Source organism: Mesorhizobium sp. M7A.F.Ca.ET.027.02.1.1, assembly GCF_004022985.1.
In the GTDB taxonomy this organism is placed as follows: domain Bacteria; phylum Pseudomonadota; class Alphaproteobacteria; order Rhizobiales; family Rhizobiaceae; genus Mesorhizobium.
In genome coordinates this window covers 1-15,867 of sequence record NZ_RZOL01000112.1, presented here as the reverse complement: position 1 = coordinate 15,867, position 15,867 = coordinate 1, and the positions used below count along the sequence as shown (strand labels likewise).

General features: G+C 60.3%; 18 protein-coding genes. 10 read left to right on the top strand and 8 right to left on the bottom strand.

The annotated features are described in order from the left end of the window. The first annotated feature begins 2 nt into the window (after positions 1-2). Positions 3-884, top strand: a complete 882-nt coding sequence (locus EN749_RS14735) for a quinoprotein dehydrogenase-associated SoxYZ-like carrier (protein ID WP_348629352.1) — start codon at positions 3-5, stop codon at positions 882-884. Positions 885-1,008: 124 nt separating this feature from the next. Here the strand turns inward: EN749_RS14735 and EN749_RS14730 are convergent, their stop codons facing one another. After that, complete coding sequence (locus EN749_RS14730) at positions 1,009-1,335, bottom strand: hypothetical protein (protein WP_348629351.1); 327 nt, start codon at positions 1,333-1,335, stop codon at positions 1,009-1,011. Positions 1,336-2,048: 713 nt separating this feature from the next. Here EN749_RS14730 and EN749_RS14725 point away from each other — a divergent pair. From EN749_RS14725 to pqqE, 8 genes are all read left to right on the top strand, one after another. After that, a complete protein-coding gene (locus tag EN749_RS14725) occupies positions 2,049-3,950 on the top strand; it encodes a methanol/ethanol family PQQ-dependent dehydrogenase (RefSeq protein WP_127321098.1) in 1,902 nt (633 codons plus the stop codon). 176 nt (positions 3,951-4,126) lie between these two features. Continuing rightward, positions 4,127-4,651, top strand: a complete 525-nt coding sequence (locus tag EN749_RS14720) for a c-type cytochrome, methanol metabolism-related (protein ID WP_127327544.1) — start codon at positions 4,127-4,129, stop codon at positions 4,649-4,651. Further along, positions 4,623-5,516, top strand: a complete 894-nt coding sequence (locus EN749_RS14715; protein ID WP_128363409.1) for a substrate-binding domain-containing protein — start codon at positions 4,623-4,625, stop codon at positions 5,514-5,516. Before EN749_RS14720 ends, EN749_RS14715 begins: the two co-directional genes overlap by 29 nt. Next, entirely contained in the window at positions 5,513-6,073 is a 561-nt protein-coding gene (locus tag EN749_RS14710; RefSeq protein ID WP_127267403.1) for a PQQ-dependent catabolism-associated CXXCW motif protein, read from the top strand. Before EN749_RS14715 ends, EN749_RS14710 begins: the two co-directional genes overlap by 4 nt. A gap of 414 nt (positions 6,074-6,487) precedes the next feature. Continuing rightward, positions 6,488-7,426 carry a pyrroloquinoline quinone biosynthesis protein PqqB gene (gene pqqB / locus EN749_RS14700; RefSeq protein WP_128363408.1) on the top strand — a complete coding sequence of 313 codons (939 nt, stop codon included), beginning with the start codon at positions 6,488-6,490 and terminating at the stop codon, positions 7,424-7,426. Next, positions 7,423-8,181 (top strand): pyrroloquinoline-quinone synthase PqqC, encoded by a 759-nt coding sequence (pqqC, locus tag EN749_RS14695; RefSeq protein ID WP_128363407.1) that lies wholly within the window; start codon positions 7,423-7,425, stop codon positions 8,179-8,181. Before pqqB ends, pqqC begins: the two co-directional genes overlap by 4 nt. Beyond that, a complete protein-coding gene (pqqD, locus tag EN749_RS14690; protein WP_127398039.1) occupies positions 8,178-8,474 on the top strand; it encodes a pyrroloquinoline quinone biosynthesis peptide chaperone PqqD in 297 nt (98 codons plus the stop codon). Before pqqC ends, pqqD begins: the two co-directional genes overlap by 4 nt. After that, entirely contained in the window at positions 8,471-9,592 is a 1,122-nt protein-coding gene (gene pqqE, locus EN749_RS14685; protein WP_128363406.1) for a pyrroloquinoline quinone biosynthesis protein PqqE, read from the top strand. The genes pqqD and pqqE overlap by 4 nt, the downstream gene beginning before the upstream one ends. A 19-nt stretch (positions 9,593-9,611) precedes the next feature. Here pqqE and EN749_RS14680 read toward each other — a convergent pair whose 3' ends face one another. The 4 genes from EN749_RS14680 to EN749_RS14665 all read right to left on the bottom strand — a co-directional run bounded on the left by EN749_RS14680 (position 9,612) and on the right by EN749_RS14665 (position 13,053). Next, positions 9,612-10,109, bottom strand: a complete 498-nt coding sequence (locus tag EN749_RS14680) for a hypothetical protein (protein ID WP_245481742.1) — start codon at positions 10,107-10,109, stop codon at positions 9,612-9,614. Positions 10,110-10,307: 198 nt separating this feature from the next. Continuing rightward, a complete protein-coding gene (locus EN749_RS14675) occupies positions 10,308-11,273 on the bottom strand; it encodes a DUF3592 domain-containing protein (protein ID WP_245481743.1) in 966 nt (321 codons plus the stop codon). 118 nt (positions 11,274-11,391) lie between these two features. Continuing rightward, entirely contained in the window at positions 11,392-12,000 is a 609-nt protein-coding gene (locus EN749_RS14670; protein ID WP_127810622.1) for a class I SAM-dependent methyltransferase, read from the bottom strand. 153 nt (positions 12,001-12,153) lie between these two features. Next, the gene (locus tag EN749_RS14665; protein WP_245466321.1) at positions 12,154-13,053 is read right to left on the bottom strand and encodes a glycoside hydrolase family 25 protein; all 900 of its coding nucleotides are present in this window, start codon (positions 13,051-13,053) and stop codon (positions 12,154-12,156) included. On the opposite strand from EN749_RS14665, the gene EN749_RS38760 reads away from it, so the two are divergent. Next, the gene (locus EN749_RS38760; RefSeq protein WP_245481745.1) at positions 13,052-13,327 is read left to right on the top strand and encodes a hypothetical protein; all 276 of its coding nucleotides are present in this window, start codon (positions 13,052-13,054) and stop codon (positions 13,325-13,327) included. The genes EN749_RS14665 and EN749_RS38760 overlap by 2 nt on opposite strands. 72 nt (positions 13,328-13,399) lie before the next feature. Here the strand turns inward: EN749_RS38760 and EN749_RS14660 are convergent, their stop codons facing one another. The 3 genes from EN749_RS14660 to EN749_RS14650 form a co-directional block, all read right to left on the bottom strand. Next, complete coding sequence (locus EN749_RS14660) at positions 13,400-14,188, bottom strand: phosphodiester glycosidase family protein (RefSeq protein WP_127327552.1); 789 nt, start codon at positions 14,186-14,188, stop codon at positions 13,400-13,402. Positions 14,189-14,264: 76 nt separating this feature from the next. Continuing rightward, positions 14,265-15,137, bottom strand: coding sequence for an undecaprenyl-diphosphate phosphatase (locus EN749_RS14655; protein WP_127269867.1), 873 nt, complete (start codon positions 15,135-15,137; stop codon positions 14,265-14,267). 188 nt (positions 15,138-15,325) lie between these two features. Continuing rightward, positions 15,326-15,523, bottom strand: coding sequence for a hypothetical protein (locus tag EN749_RS14650; protein WP_013532087.1), 198 nt, complete (start codon positions 15,521-15,523; stop codon positions 15,326-15,328). Positions 15,524-15,867: the final 344 nt, after the last annotated feature.

The following is a 15,867-nucleotide window of genomic DNA, read 5'->3' as shown; positions in this document are numbered from 1 at the left end:
GCATTGGTGGAGGCATCGAAATGCAAAATCACCCTTACTCGAGCCGGCAGCTCGCTTTGCCGCTCGCATCCGTTTTTGTCGCGATCATCTTGGCCATCGGCACGCTGCTCGGTTCCTCCGGAACCGCCAGCGCACAGCAAACAACCGCGTCCTCGGACAGAATCTGGCATGACTTGAAGGGCGACGTGTTCGGCGATCGGGCAATTCTGGTCGATACAGGCGTCGTCAGGATCGAAGCGCCGAAGCGGGCGCAGGATGCCGCCATCGTGCCCGTCGACATCTATCTCGATCCAGCCAAGGCGCCGGACGGCATCAAATCCGTTACCCTGATCATCGATGCCAACCCTGCACCGGTGGCGGCAACGTTCCAGCTCGGCAAGGATGCCGGCGTGACGCATCTGTCGACGCGCGTGCGCGTCAACGACTATTCCTATCTGCGTGCCATCGCTGAGACGCAGAGCGGCCAGCTCCATATGATGCAGACCTTCGTCAAGGCATCAGGCGGATGCTCCGCCCCTGCGGTCAAGAACCAGGACGAGGCCAACGCGACGATGGGTCAAATGAAGCTGCGCCAGTTCCCGCCCAAAGAGACGATGACCAAGACTGAGGAACTGCAGTTGATGATCCGGCATCCTAACAATTCGGGCCTGCAGCGGGATCCGCTGACCCAGTATTTCATACCGGCGCATTTTGTTCAGAAACTGTCGATCTCGCAAGCCGGCCGGCCGATCCTCTCCATGGAAGGTGGAATATCGATTTCGGAAGACCCCAATTTCCGGTTCGATTTCACCGTGCATGGCAACGGCGAAATCCAGGTGGAAGCGACCGACACGGATGGCAAAACATTCCGCAATCAGTGGCCCCTGGAGACAGCAGGTCTCTAAAGTATCCCTCTTGCGCCGTAATGCCGGATGCTTGCCAGCTCGATCCCCGAAGTGAAGCTCATTTCGGGAGGATCATGTCCAGGCAAAGGATGGAACTCCATCCGGCTTGCGGAGGGAGCAGGCTCTAAAAGCAGCGCACGTCGGCTTCCGACTGCGCGCGCTTCAATTCGGTACGGGCGGCCTTCGCCGGTGCGCTTTCGCGAAACAGCCCAGCGTTTTCGCCTGTGGTCAAAGACATACTCTTGAAAGTCTCGGCCCTCTCATAGTGGTCGTACGGAAGGATCGAGGCGATGACGTCGATCGAGCAGGAACAGCTTTCCAGCGCCTTACGTGTCTGGCCGTTCGTCTGCATGCAGCCGAGCACGTAATCGGCAATCGTTGCTGTCGGGTAATCTCCCGCGGCGCCCGCCGAGTTTGCGAAGGCCAGCGGCGCGGCCAGGAGCAGCGGCAAGGTCGAAAATCCAACATATCTGATCATGGGAAAACCTCCGGTTAGCCTGGGCGCGATGTGCCAAGTCGGGATCACCGTGGCAGTTGGCAACGAGCCGCAGAGTCAGTCAAGCGCCCATGGCTTCCGTATACGACCAAAGGAGGAATGCGGTACTCATCGACCGTGGTTCCGCATGGCGGCCTGATGGCCCGCTCCACACCCCAACTCCAACGATCATCTCATGCTTGGCCCACTATCGATTCCCCATGCAGCACGTAGATGGCTAGGTCGGGACCTCGAAGTGAATACCGCTAAATAAAATCCTTGCTTAGGTGAAATGTAAAACTCAAAAAATAATCAAATTTTATGCGGCCAACCGTTACTTAGCTAGTAGAAATACTTTATATAACAAATACCGTCCTAGTTATTTCCTTATATTGCACCGCATCATTTACGATATTGCGGTGCAAAAAGACACCCAGGCTTTTTTGCTTGCCTAGCGTTTTGCGATGACATAGCCTCACCCTGTTTCCGGCTTCAAGGGCGTCACCGTCATTAGGGAGCGGCGACAGTCTTTCGTAGGCCAAGGTGAGGTGGGCAGTAACGGTGCCCTCTGCACATCTGGCTTAGGTCGTGACACGCTGCCGGAAATATTTCCCCCCCGTGAATCGCTTGGGCAAGCCCTTGTGGGCTCAGCAAATGATTCATCACTATGAACCTCGGGAGGAATTCGGATGCGTGTACTTACGAAAGCTACCTATATTCTAACCACTGCGGCGTTTCTGTCGCTCGGCGCGGCCTATACGGCGTCGGCTAACGAGGACCTTGCAAAGCTGGCTTCGGATTCGAAGAACTGGGCAATGCAGACGGGTGACTACGCCAACACCCGCTATTCCAAACTCAACCAGATTACTGCGGACAATGTGAAGAACCTGCAGGTCAAGTGGACCTTTTCCACCGGCGTGCTGCGAGGCCACGAGGGTGGACCGCTTATCATCGGCGATGTGATGTATGTCCACACGCCTTTCCCGAACAATGTCTTTGCGCTCGACCTCAAGAATGACGGGAAGATCCTCTGGAAATACGAACCCAAGCAGGATCCCAACGTCATTCCGATCATGTGTTGCGATACGGTCAATCGCGGTGTTGCCTATGGTGACGGCAAGATCATTCTCAATCAGGCCGACACCACGGTCGTCGCCCTCGACGCGAAGACCGGCAAGGTCGTCTGGTCGGTCAAGAACGGTGACCAGACCGATGGCGGCAAAGGCGAATCCGGTACGGCTGCCCCCGTCGTCGTCAAGGACAAGGTGCTCATCGGCGTCTCCGGCGCCGAATTCGGCGTTCGCGGCTGGCTGGCCGCCTACAATCTGAAAGATGGCAAACTCGCCTGGAAAGCCTATTCGGAAGGTCCGGACGCAGACACCCTGATCGATCCCGAAAAGACCACGCATCTCGGCAAGCCGGTGGGCAAGGACTCCGGCACGAACACCTGGGAAGGCGAGCAGTGGAAGACAGGCGGCGGCACGACATGGGGATGGTATTCCTATGATCCCAAGCTGAACCTGGTCTACTATGGCACCGGCAATCCCTCGACGTGGAACCCCGTACAACGCCCCGGCGACAATCGCTGGTCGATGACGATCATGGCCCGCGATGCGGACACGGGTGTTGCCAAATGGCTCTACCAGATGACCCCGCATGACGAATGGGACTATGACGGCATCAACGAGATGATCCTCGTCGATGGCATGGACGTCAACGGCGCCAAGCACGACGTGCTGGTGCATTTCGATCGCAATGGCTTTGCCTACACCATGGATCGCGCCAGCGGCGAACTTCTCGTCGCCAAAAAATACGATCCGGCTGTGAACTGGGCGACCGAAGTCAACATGGACCCAAAGAGCGATCAGTATGGCCGCCCGCAGGTCGTGGCGAAATATTCGACCCAGCAAAACGGCGAAGACACCAACTCGACCGGCATCTGCCCGGCCGCGCTTGGAACCAAAGACCAGCAGCCGGCCGCCTACTCGCCGAAGACTGGGCTGTTCTATGTCCCGACCAACCATGTCTGCATGGACTATGAGCCTTACAAGGTAAGCTACACCGCCGGTCAGCCCTATGTTGGCGCCACCGTGTCGATGTACCCGGCCCCTGGCGGCGACGGCAGCATGGGCAACTTCATTGCCTGGGATGCAGCCAAGGGTGAGATCGTCTGGTCGAAGCCCGAGATGTTCTCGGTGTGGTCTGGCGCGTTGGCCACGGATGGCGACGTCGTCTTCTACGGCACGCTCGAAGGCTACATCAAGGCGGTCGATAAGGACGGCAAGGAACTCTACAAGTTCAAGACCCCGTCCGGCATCATCGGCAACATCACGACCTACGAGCAGGGCGGCAAGCAGTACATCGCCGTTCTGTCGGGTGTTGGCGGTTGGGCAGGTATTGGCCTGGCAGGCGGCCTGCTTTCGCCTGATAACGCCGCTGCCTGGCATGGCGCCGTCGATCAGGGCCGTGCCCAAGGCGATGAGGCCGCCGTCGTTGGCACCGCTGGTCTTGGTGCCGTCGGTGGCTACGCGGCACTTGCCGACTACACGACGCTGGGCGGTCAGCTCACCGTCTTCGGTCTCCCGGATTGATGCGCTGGGAACCTTGAGAACGCCTCAGGTCTTGTGAGACCAAAGGCTTGAAGAACGAGAGCCCGGATCATCCGGAAGCCATGGCCGGGCTCTCGATTCGGTTACGCACCCAAAACACCGATCAATGCCGGTCGCGCCAGCAAAACCGTGTCCATTGGCAAATGAAGGAAGTTTGAATGTCCGTTCGCATTGTAATTTCGGCTTTGGTCCTGGCTCTGCTGCCTCTGGCAAGCTCAGGCGTCGCCCAGGCCGACGACAGCATGGAAAAAGCCAAGGCGGTGAAGGAAGAAGGCGGCAAGTATTTGGATGCGGATGGAAATCCGACCTACAAGATCGAAAACGGAACCGTCGATTGGTACACGTTCAGCGGCTACCGCCGGTATCACTCCGATTGCCATGTCTGCCACGGACAGGATGCAACAGGTTCGAGCTATGCGCCGGCTTTGGTCAACAGCCTGAAAAACATGGATTACGGCACGTTCCTCTCGATCGTCGCCGAAGGCCGCAAGAATGTCGGCGGCGGCAAGGAAAACGTCATGCCTGCCTTTGGCGACAACAAGAATGTCTATTGCTACATGGACGACCTCTACATCTACCTGCGCGCGCGCGCAGATGGCGCGGCGCCCCGCGGACGGCCGCCCAAGCACGAAGACAAGGCCCAGGCGGCGAAGGATGCCGAAGCATCCTGCATGGGTGGGTGACATGATTGGCCGCGATGCATTGAAGCTGCGCGTCGTTCTGCCGATCCTCGGCTCACTCGCCTTGCTGCCGTCGAATGCGCATGCGCAAAGCGCCGGCCTTGGTGCGGCGGGAGAACTGGTCGATCCCGACATCTTGCGCGTCTGCGCCGATCCCTCGAATATGCCCTTCACCGACAAGAGCGGCGAAGGATTCGAAAACAAGCTGGCAGAGCTGGTTGCCGCGAAAACCGGGCGCAAGTCCGTCTCCTACACCTGGTTTCCCACGATCACCGGCTTCGTGCGCAATACGTTGGGGGCCAACCGATGCGACATCATCATGGGCTATGCCCAGGGCGATGAGCTGGTGCAGAACACCAACGCCTACTATCGCTCCGCCTATGTGCTTGTGCATCCGAAACGCCACGATATGGAAGGCGTGGAAACGATCGAGGATCCCAGACTCAAGGGCAAGACGATCGGCGTCGTTGAAAGCACGCCGCCAACCGCCCACATGGCCGCCAACAAGCTCCTGCGGACCGCCAAGATCTATCCGCTTGCGGTGGATACGCGCGTCACCCCATCCATGGGGGAGGTCATGATCAAGGACATGCTGGCACACAAGATCGATGCGGCGGTGCTGTGGGGACCGATGGCAGGTTACTATGCCAAGGTACTCGGAGCTGATGTGACGATCGTTCCACTGGTGAAGGAAAAAACCGGCTCGCGCATGTCTTACCGCATTACCATGGGCGTACGTCCGTCCGACCAGGAATGGAAGCGGACGCTCAACCGGGTGATCAGGGAAAACCAGGCGGAGATCACCAGGATCCTGCTGAGCTATAACGTGCCGCTGATCGACGAACACGACAACCTGATTACCCAATGAATGGAAGGGAGACTATTTTCTTGCTGGTCGCCGCGAGCCTTCTGGGTCTGACCGAGCCGACATGGGCTGGCGATGTCGCCGAACCCAGCGGTTTCCGGATGGACGACTATCGGGCGCCGGTGCCGCGGACGCTGCAAGGCGCGAGGGTGGTGACGACGGTGGAAGCGGAAGCGCTGTGGCGGGCGAAAAAGGCGATCTTCTTCGACGTGATGCCGGACACGCCCAAACCGACCAATTTGCCGGCAGGAACCATATGGAGGGACAAGGTCAGAAAGGACATCCCCGGCAGCATATGGCTGGCCAATGTGGGATACGGCGCTATTTCGCAGGAGACCGCCAGCTATTTTCGCCAAGGCCTCGAGGCCAAGGCCGGGACGGACAAGTCGCGCGCGATTCTGTTCTACTGCATGACGAATTGCTGGATGTCGTGGAATGCGGCGAAACGGGCCGTCGAGTGGGGCTACAGTTCGGTAATCTGGTATCCGCTAGGCGCTGATGGGTGGGAAGATGCAAACCTTCCACTGGAGGAGAAAAAACCCTACACAACGAACAATTGAAGTAAGGACTGCAATTATTCTCGATAGTTTGTTTTCAACTTTTCAAAACCTATTGTTTCATTTGTCCATTTTGAGACTTGATGGACGAGCCATTGCGTCGGTGCCCTGCAATGGTTGGCTAACGACAGGATCGGTCCCTTCGGGCTGGTATAAGAGGAGAAATGTCATGAAGAAGAACTGGAAAAAACCGACCATGTGTCAGGTTGCCGCTGGCTTCGAAATTTCACGGTATCTGCCTGCTGAAATTACTCCCAAGAAGTAGGCCGCAGAGGTGCGCGTCCCTGGCGACAGGGGCGCGCATCCCCTCGCCCCATGGATTTTCGTGAAAGATTTTGACGCACGCAAAGCGCGCGAAGCGTTTTTTGTGACTGCAAATTGCCTGCAGGTCAGAGAAGCCGGCGCGCGGGCATTTTCATGCATTTGAGGATCATCGGATCGGCGGCGGGCGGCGGCTTTCCGCAATGGAACTGCAACTACAGTCTGAGTCGTGCGGCTCGCACCGGCATGGCCGGCGTGCATTCACGAACCCAGTCAAGTGTCGCCGCCTCGGCGGACGGGTTCGGCTGGGTTCTTTTCAATGCCTCGCCCGACATTCGCCAGCAAATCGCTGCAACACCTGAACTGCAGCCTGCGGGCGATGCGCCGCTGCGCTCGACGCCTATTCGCGCGGTGGTGCTGACCAACGCCGATGTCGATCATATCGCCGGACTGCTCAGCCTGCGCGAGCGGCAGCCTTTCGCCATCTATGCAACGGCGCAGGTTCTGGCGACGCTGGAGGCGAATTCGATTTTCAACGTTCTCGATCCAGCGCTTGTGCCGCGGCGCATCCTGCCGCCGGCGAAAGAATTGGCCATTTGCGACGCAGAAGGCCGCGAGACCGGCGTAATGATCGAGCCCTTTCCAGTGCCCGGGAAGATAGCACTCTATCTGGAGGATAGAGACCATCCGGATGCCAATTTCAGCTCCGACGCAGGTAATACGATCGGAGTCCGAATTGCCGGCGTCGGCAGCCGCGGCTCCGTCTTCTATATCCCAGGCTGCGCGCGCATCGATGCGGCCTTGCGCGCGCGTCTCGCCGATGCCGCCTGTCTTCTGTTCGACGGCACGGTCTATACCGACGACGAGATGATCGTCGCCGGCGTCGGTCAGAAAACCGGCGCGCGCATGGGGCATCTGGCAATCTCGGGAGAATCGGGTTCGATCGCCGGCTTGGCCGATGTGAAGGTCGGCCGCCGTGTCTTCGTCCACATCAACAACACCAACCCCATCCTTGACGAGAATTCCGCCGAGCACGCGGCGGTCAAGGCGGCCGGCTGGGAAATCGCAAGCGACGGTATGGAGATGGAATTTTGAGCGACTTCCGCGATGCAGCCAAAGGCGGACTCTCCACGAGCGCTCTCGAAGCCGTGTTGAGACAGGTTGGCGCCGAGCGCTATCACAATCGCCATCCCTTTCACCACAGGATGACCAGCGGCGCATTGTCGAAGGCCGAGATGAAGGCCTGGGCGCTGAACCGCTATTGCTATCAGGCGGTCATCCCGCGCAAGGATGCCATGATACTCGTGCATGCCGAGGATCCAGCGTTTCGCGCCGCGTGGCGCAAGCGGATCGAGGATCATGACGGCGAGGACGGCTGGAGCGGCGGCATCGCGCGCTGGCTGCATCTGGCAACTTCGCTCGGCCTGGACGCCGAGGCCGTGAAGAGCGAAAGGCTGGCACTGCCGGCGACGCGCTTCGCGGTGGGCGCTTACCTTTCCTTTTGCACAAACCGGACGTTGTTCGAGGCGGTCGCGTCCTCGCTGACCGAGATGTTCTCGCCACTCATCATCGGCGAGCGGGTGCCGGCAATGCTGGCCAAATACGACTACATCACCGAGGACACGCTGGCCTATTTCAGGCAACGGCCCGAACAGGCGTCACGTGACGCCGACTTCGCCCTCGCCTACGTGCTCAGCCACGCCGATACGGCGGAGCGCCAGCAGCAGGCAATCAATGCACTGGTGTTCAAATGCGATATACTCTGGGCCATGCTTGATGCGCTTCAACACGCCTATGGCGAGCAGGGAAACATACCGCCCGGCACCTTCCAGCCCGAGGCAGCCCAATGATGGCGCTGCGCGAAAGAGCCGTGGTGTCGCTGCGGTCGATACCTTCGCTGCCGAAGCACGTGCGCATACAGTACGATTCTGTGCGGCAGGCATTCGCCGTGCTTTCACCCGAAAAGATATTCTGGCCGAACGATGTCAGTCTCGATATTTTGCGCCGCTGCGATGGACGGTCAACGGCAGGCGATATCATTGCTGGCCTTGCCGCGGATTATGAGGCCGAACAGGAGGCCGTGGCGACCGACGTCCTCGCCTTCCTGCAGGAATGGTCGGACAAGCTGCTGGTGAGGTTATGAGCACGCCCCTCCTCCCTCCAATCGGCATGCTGGCGGAACTGACGCATCGCTGCCCGCTGCAATGCCCTTATTGCTCCAATCCGCTGGAACTGCTGAAGGCCAATCGCGAACTCGACACAGAGACCTGGCTCGCCCTGTTCTCGGAGGCCGCCGATCTCGGAGTGCTCCAGGTGCATCTGTCCGGTGGCGAGCCGACACTGCGCCGCGACCTCGAGCAATTGATCGCCGGGCTTGCGGGGCGCGGCGTCTACACCAATCTGATTACCGCGGGCGTTGGCATCGTCGAGGGCCGTATCGAGGCATTTGCCGAAGCCGGCCTCGACCATCTGCAACTGAGCTTTCAGGGCGCGCGGCCGGCGACCACCGATCGCATCGGCAACCACAAGGGCGCTCACGAAAAGAAGCTGGAGACGGCACGCCGCGCGCGCGTTGCCGGTCTGCCTCTTACCATCAACGCACCGATCCATCGCCATAACATCGAGGAAGTGCCGGAATTCATCGATCTCGCCCTTTCGCTGGGCGCGGAGAGGCTCGAGATCGCCAATGTGCAGTATGCCGGCTGGGCGTTGACCAATCGCGACCAACTGATGCCCGAGCGTGAAGCGGTCGACAGGCAGGCGGAGATCGTTGCGGAGGCACAGGAGCGACTGGCCGGCATCATCAACATCGATTTTGTGACGCCGGACTATTTCGCGATCTATCCCAAGCCGTGCATGGGCGGCTGGGCGCGGGACGCCTTCATGGTGACGCCTGACGGCACCGTACTGCCCTGCCATGCCGCACAGACGATCCCGTCGCTCAGCTTCGAGCGTTTCGAACCACGCAGGCTGTCCTCGATCTGGGCCGATTCACCGGGGTTCAATGCCTTTCGCGGCACGGACTGGATGCAGGAACCCTGTCGCGGCTGTGAGCGGCGCGAGATCGACTGGGGCGGCTGCCGCTGCCAGGCGATGGCGATCGCCGGCGATGCCGCTGCAACGGACCCGGCTTGCGCGAAATCGCCGGTCCATGCTCGCATGGCAATGCTGATCGACGAAGCCAAGCGCATTGCCACAGCCCCTTCGAGAGAAGAACCATTCGTCTACCGGCGGATCGGCGCCATGACCGAATCCGCCTGACCTGGCGAGAAAGCGCGTCTCACCCCCTCCGCAAAACGCGAAGCGTCTGCTCGTCAAACAATGGCTCGTCCTGGCCGATGCGCACAAACAGCAGGCTGTGCCCCTCATCCGCCGGCACCTCGAAATACTGGACGCCGTCAGGCATTTCGCCCCAGACGCCGCAGGGCGGCTCCGGAATCTCGTTGGGATCGGCAAGTGCTTTCAGCTCTTTCGCATAGGCGGCGTCGGGGCTGAATGTGTAGCGTTTGACGCCGGCGGGTACTGTGCTCTCGGTGTAAGGCGTCAGCACGCAGCGGGCGCTGACAGTCTTGTCGGTTTTTTCCAGGAACAGGCGGCGCAATGCAGCCTCGGCAGTTTCACCTGATATGATGTCGAACAGTTCGACGAGAGGATCGGCCGCGCCGCCGTCGCTGTATTTGATGGCAAGCGCGTTGTCGGCGAATTCGAAATGGATCTGGCGGAAGCCGAAGTCGCAGCGTTGCGCCCAGGCGGCCAGCCCGATATTTTTGTCAGACAACCTTTCCCAGACGCATTTGTCGATCGGCGGGCGCGACGGTGCCGGTTCGTCTGCCATCGCGGACATTGTCGCGGATGCAAGCAGGGCGCTGGCCCAGATGATCGATCTCATGGCGCTATTCATCGCTGCATCCTGTTTAGGTAAAGGCATCCCATGAGGAGCCGTCTGGATTGGCATTGGGGAAGTCGGCTGGCACGCTCAAACCAGCCCGAGCAGAAAGGCCGCGCCACCGAGAAAGCCTGCCGAGCAGAGCCATAGCAGCCAAAGCCCCCGGACCCGGCATTCGAGCACCGCCGAGCCGGGGTTGGCGGGGTCATAGTGCACGTCGACCTTGCTGCCTTCGACATACTGCCGTGCCTGGCCGCCGACGAGGCCCGGCAGCGAGGCAGTCACGGTGGCGCCGAAGGCCACACGATCGGCGCTGTAGCGCTGGCCGGCGACGCCATAGGAGTAGACGATTCGGGATTTGAAGACGGTGCGCCAGCGGCCATAGCCTGAATGGTTTCGGAGCGCCTGCAGACCTGAAGTGTCGATGCAGCCAACCACGATCGGCCATTTTGCCGCCTGCTCGGCCAACGCTTTCTGGGCGAAACCCATGCTCAGGATGAACAAGCCCATAAAAAGCAGCAACGCCGCGGCACCGAGATTCTGCGGCTTGGGCAAATGCGGCCCGATCGCTTCCAGAACACCGCCGACGGAAAACACCAGCACAACCGCGCCGAACACTAGGCCGGCCGAGAGTTGGACCATGAACTTGAAGGCGCCGTCCGGCAGGGTGCGCTCGATCACCGCTTTGCTCGGATCGGCCGGATTGTAGAAGACAGTCACCTCCGCGCCGCGGGGAAACTGGGCAAGGGTTTCAGCGACTTCGAAATTCCCCAAATTCTCTTTCACGCTGTAGCGCGAGCTTTGAAATTTCTTGCCGCCGACCTTGTATTCGAAGGTTATCGCCGGAAAATTGCGCATTTCGGTGGTGTCAGTGCTGTCCGAACCAACGCCCGAGTTTCTGACCTCACGTGCCTCGACGCGCGACGAGATGATCTTTCCCGGCGTCGGCAGCCAGCGGCTGAGCGCTTTCACCTCTCGCCATTTCATGAAGGTGATGAACGACAGCGCGCCCGCGACCACGCACGCAAAGCCGACAAGCATGATCTTGAGTTCCAACTCGTCTCCCCCCAGGAGTGCAGGAACTCGCACATAGACAGCATGGCGGCGGCAATGTCTTGTATTTTCGCAAATCTGAAAAGGCTGAGCAGCGCAAACGGCAACAGCCCACGCCGCGTCATGCAGGCTTCACGGCCAGGAACGTGTTCCATTCTTCGCTATCGCGGCCGACGTTGAAATCGTCCCTGATGAGGACGAGCCCGGCGCCTTCGAGACGGGCCGCGAAGTCGTCCCTGCACCAGTAGACCGTATGATATTCGCCTGATGTCTCGCCGTCGCCATTGCGCATCGAGACGAGGAAGGCGCCGCCCGGGCGCAGCGACCCGGCTATCTTGGCAAGCACCTGGTCGGTCTCAACGCGAGGCACATGGATGAGGACGCACAGGGCCAGGACCGCGTCGTAGGGGCCGCCGAGATCATCGGTGATGAGATCGAGCAACTCGCCATGCTTGCCACGCGCGGCCTGCAGTTCCAGAAACCGCTTGGTCGCGTCGGTGCGCCGGACTTTGACACCCAAAGTCTCCAGAAAATCCGCGTCGTATCCGGCTCCGGACCCGACTTCCAGAATCCGGCCGCCTGTACCGGCGATTGCCACCAGGCGCTTGAGCGATGCCTGCTCCCTCTCGTTGGGAGCATGGCGCACGATGGCATCATATTGTTCCGCATAATCCTCGTAAGCGCTGATCGTTTGACGGCTCTGTGCCAGAGCCTCCGATGACACACCCATCTTTTCCTCCCATGCGTCCATGTCGGTCAAAGAGCCGGACACTTTCCTCAGCCAATGCTGCCGGCGGAAGCGTGTCCATCGAGCAGCCCGATGTCGCGTTGCCCAGACCGCGGACATCAGGCAGAGCGAAGTGCGCCGGGACTGACGACTGTCTCAGTTGGCGTCGGCTACCGTCTGCCGGCCGCCGGCCCAGGCGCGCCATTGCCGTTCGTCGCCATGGAAGACATTGAGGTCTATGCGGCCGGTGACGCCGTGCGACAGGCCGGAGCCGGAATACTGCCAGAACAGCCATTTGCGGCCGGGATAGACCTTTGACGGATGCTGGGCCACGGCACGCAGCCAGAACGGATAGTCGAGGAATTCGCCTCTGAGATTGTCGCGGTAGAAATCGGGCGCGGTGTAGATGATGGGCCGCTGGCCGTAATGCCGCTCCAGCTTGTCCATGAACACCTGCATCTTTTCCAGCACCTTTTCGCGCGACGGCCGCCGCTTGCAGCTGGACTCGCCGTTCCACTCGACGTCGATCACCGGCGGTAGCGCGCCTTCGACCCTGGGCACGTTGCGGATGAACCAGTCCGCCTGCTCGCCGGCCGTGCGGCACCAGTAGAAGAAATGATAGGCGCCGCGCTTCAAGCCGGCGGCGTCGGCGCTGCGCCAGTTTTTCATGAACATCGGATCGAGGTGGTCACCTCCGTCGGTCGCCTTGATGTAGGCGAAGTTGGCGCCCTGGGCCCGCAATTTGTCCCAGTTGACGTTGCCTTGCCAACGCGAGACGTCGACGCCGTGCACTGCAAGGCGGCGAGGCGAACCCTTGCCGAAATTGATCGGCTTGGCGTCGCGAAATCCGTAACGGGTGAGCGGCCCGGCCAGCATGGCCGGTGCCGCGCGGGTCAACAGCTTGGGCGGCGACACCAAGGCTGCCGGCTCGACCGGCAGCCCGCCGACATCAGGCACTTGGGGATCAGGCACGTCGGGCGCGGCAAACACCCCCGTCTCTTCCTCCTCCGCCAAGCCGAACGGGCGCGTTTTTTCCCCCGGACCGTTGTCAGACATGGGAGCCAATCCGGCCCTTGCCGCCCTGTTGCCCCTTGCCGCCGGAGCAGCGGCGATCGGTGCCGGCGGCCGGATCACGGAACTGGTGGTCTCGTTGGACGGTTTCTGCAAATCCAGCGCATCGACGCCGGCCGTTGACGAGCAGCCGGCAAGGCATAGCGATGCGACCAAAAAACTGACGACGCCCGGAATCCGCATCTGGACCTGTACTCAAAACACAACAGACCGAGGGCAAAACGACAGCCGACGGACAAACCAGATCAGTTATGAATGAGAAATTACCAATAAAGTTTGAATCAAGTTTTTTTCGCCCATACCGCGTGCGGGCAAGCGCGATGGAAACCGGCTAGGATTTTTTGAAAACGCCGATCATCGGCCCGAGATTCCAATAGTCGTCTTTGCGGCCGATGGCAGGCGCAAACAAGCTTGATATCGTGCCGTCGAGGAACAGCGCGTTGTCGCAGCCGAGCGCATCGCGGAACAGACGGGCGAAGGCATGGAAGGTCACCGAGCCATTCGAAATCGCAAAAACCGCGACGCCGTCCTTTCGCACCCCGACACCGTCGCGGGTTTTCCGTGAAGTGCCGTCAGCCTGGAATTTTGGATGCAGCTTGCCGTCGATCACCAGCATCGGCCCCGATTGCGTCGCATAGTCGACTGTCGGGCGCCTTTTCACGAAATCCCTGGTGGCACGGACTGCGGCCTTGCCGTTTCGCATGTAGAAAATGCCGTTCGGCTGCAGGGAAAAATTGCCGCTTCCCGATCCCGTTTTCACCGAGGCCATCTCCTGGCCACGCTCGACATAGAGGCCGACCGGCGCGAGGTTCGGGTGATACATACCGGCATTGATGCCGAACAGCATGGTGCGCCCTGCCGCCTGTTGCGTGGCATGCAGATTGTGCAGCGACTGAAACGGCTTGCCCGCCGCATCCTTCCAGAACAGCTCGAGCTGATATCGTTTTGGATCGACCTCGCAAACGAGATAGCTGGTCGCCTCGAAGGTGAAGTCCCGGCATGGCGGCAGTGAAGCGGTCCACTGGCCAAATCCCATGCCAAATGCCGCCACCGACGGCAGTGCGCCCTTGGCCAATGCCAGCAGCAACGGCAATGATTGCAGGAGGGTCAGGAAATCCATGCGCTTACCGGAATCGAAGTTCGTGGTCCGGTACGGATATAACCTGTTTCAAGCGAGACTGTGAAAGGCTCTGGACTTAGGCAAGCCATCCCATGGCGACGCTCAACAACAAGACGATGCCGAGCAGGCCGCGATAGATGACGAACGGCCAAGCCGAGAAACGCTCCAGCACGTGCATCAGCCCCCATATGGCGAAGAAGGCGGAGATCGACGCAACGACCAGCCCGACAGCAAGCACCGACCAGCCATGGGCGTCGAGATGGACCTTGTGCAGTTCCCAGAGTTCCTTGAGGCCGGCGAGCGCGATGGCAGGCAGCCCGAGCAGGAATGAGAAGCGCGCCGCCTCGGCCCGCTTGAAGCCGAGCCCCAATGCCGCCGTCAGGGTCGAGCCCGAGCGCGACACGCCGGGAACAAGCGCGCCGATCTGGGCAACACCGACGAGCAGCGCATCGGTCAGCGACGCGCCCCCCATGCTGCGCCGGTGACGAGCAAAGATCTCGGCCAGCGCCAGCAGGATCGCCATTGCGATGCAGGCCCAGCCGATCACCGTCAGGCTGCGTAGCGGCGAATTGCAGGCGTTGAGCACGCCAGACAGCGCCACGCCGGCGATGACGATCGGGATCGTCGCCAGCACGATCCAGAGCGCCAGCTTGAAATGCCGGTCGGCGAAATCGCGTCGCGCCAGAGCGTTGAAAGAACCAAACAGGATATTCCTGACATCACTCCAGAAATAGCTGACCACCGCGGCAAGAGCCGCGAGTTGCATGGCGGCGGAGAAGGCGGAGCCAGGATCCTGCCAGCCGAGCACGGCCGGCACGATGCGCATATGGGCGGTCGAGGAAATCGGCAACAGTTCGGTGATGCCTTGCACCACGCCGAGGAACGCCACCTTGGCGAACCCCAGGCCGACGAAGCCCGTATCCAGGCCTTGTGTGCAGATATCGGCCAAAATCGAATTCCGTGCATGAGAGATCGGAGTTGCGTGGACCGACCATCGGTCAATCCTGGGCAAGCCTTATCGTCATGGGCCGGATAATCAATTTACGGATTTGTAAGCTGGCGTGCCGAAGTGCACGCCGTTCGAAACCGGCCCACCTTGGAGCCGGCTTGAGATACACAGCGAAAATCGCAAAGCGACTACGGGCAGAGCCAGAGTTTCTGGCATGTCCTGGCGATCACATGCGCCGGCGGCACTTCGGGCTCATCGGTCGAAGGCCGGCGAGCCCGTTCGAGCAGCATGCGCACCTGTTCGGGGCGCACACGATCGCGCTCCATCACAAGCAGGACCATCGGATCGCTCAAAAGCTCGTCCAGGGTGCTGATGCTGTCGTTCATCCGTCGTCTCCTCGAATGCCGTACCCGCGACCCATAAATAGGGAGACAATGATGGCCCGCCAATGACGCTTTGCCGGCTATCTCGTGTCGATTTGGATTAAATTTTGGCCATGCTTGCGCTCTCCCCTGGCCCTTGGCGCTGCGCGTCGATCCACTCCTTCCACAACAAGGGGAGAAGGGAAAATCAGCCTGGCGGAGGGGCGCCTTCGTATTTCGGCAGGCTGTCATCGAGCACCACCCAGGGCTGCTTCGAGCCCGTGAAAATATGCATTTGCGGCTTGAAAACCGTGGGATCGTCGAGCCATGCGAGTGGGGGTGAAGCCATGACGCCGAAAGCCGTCATG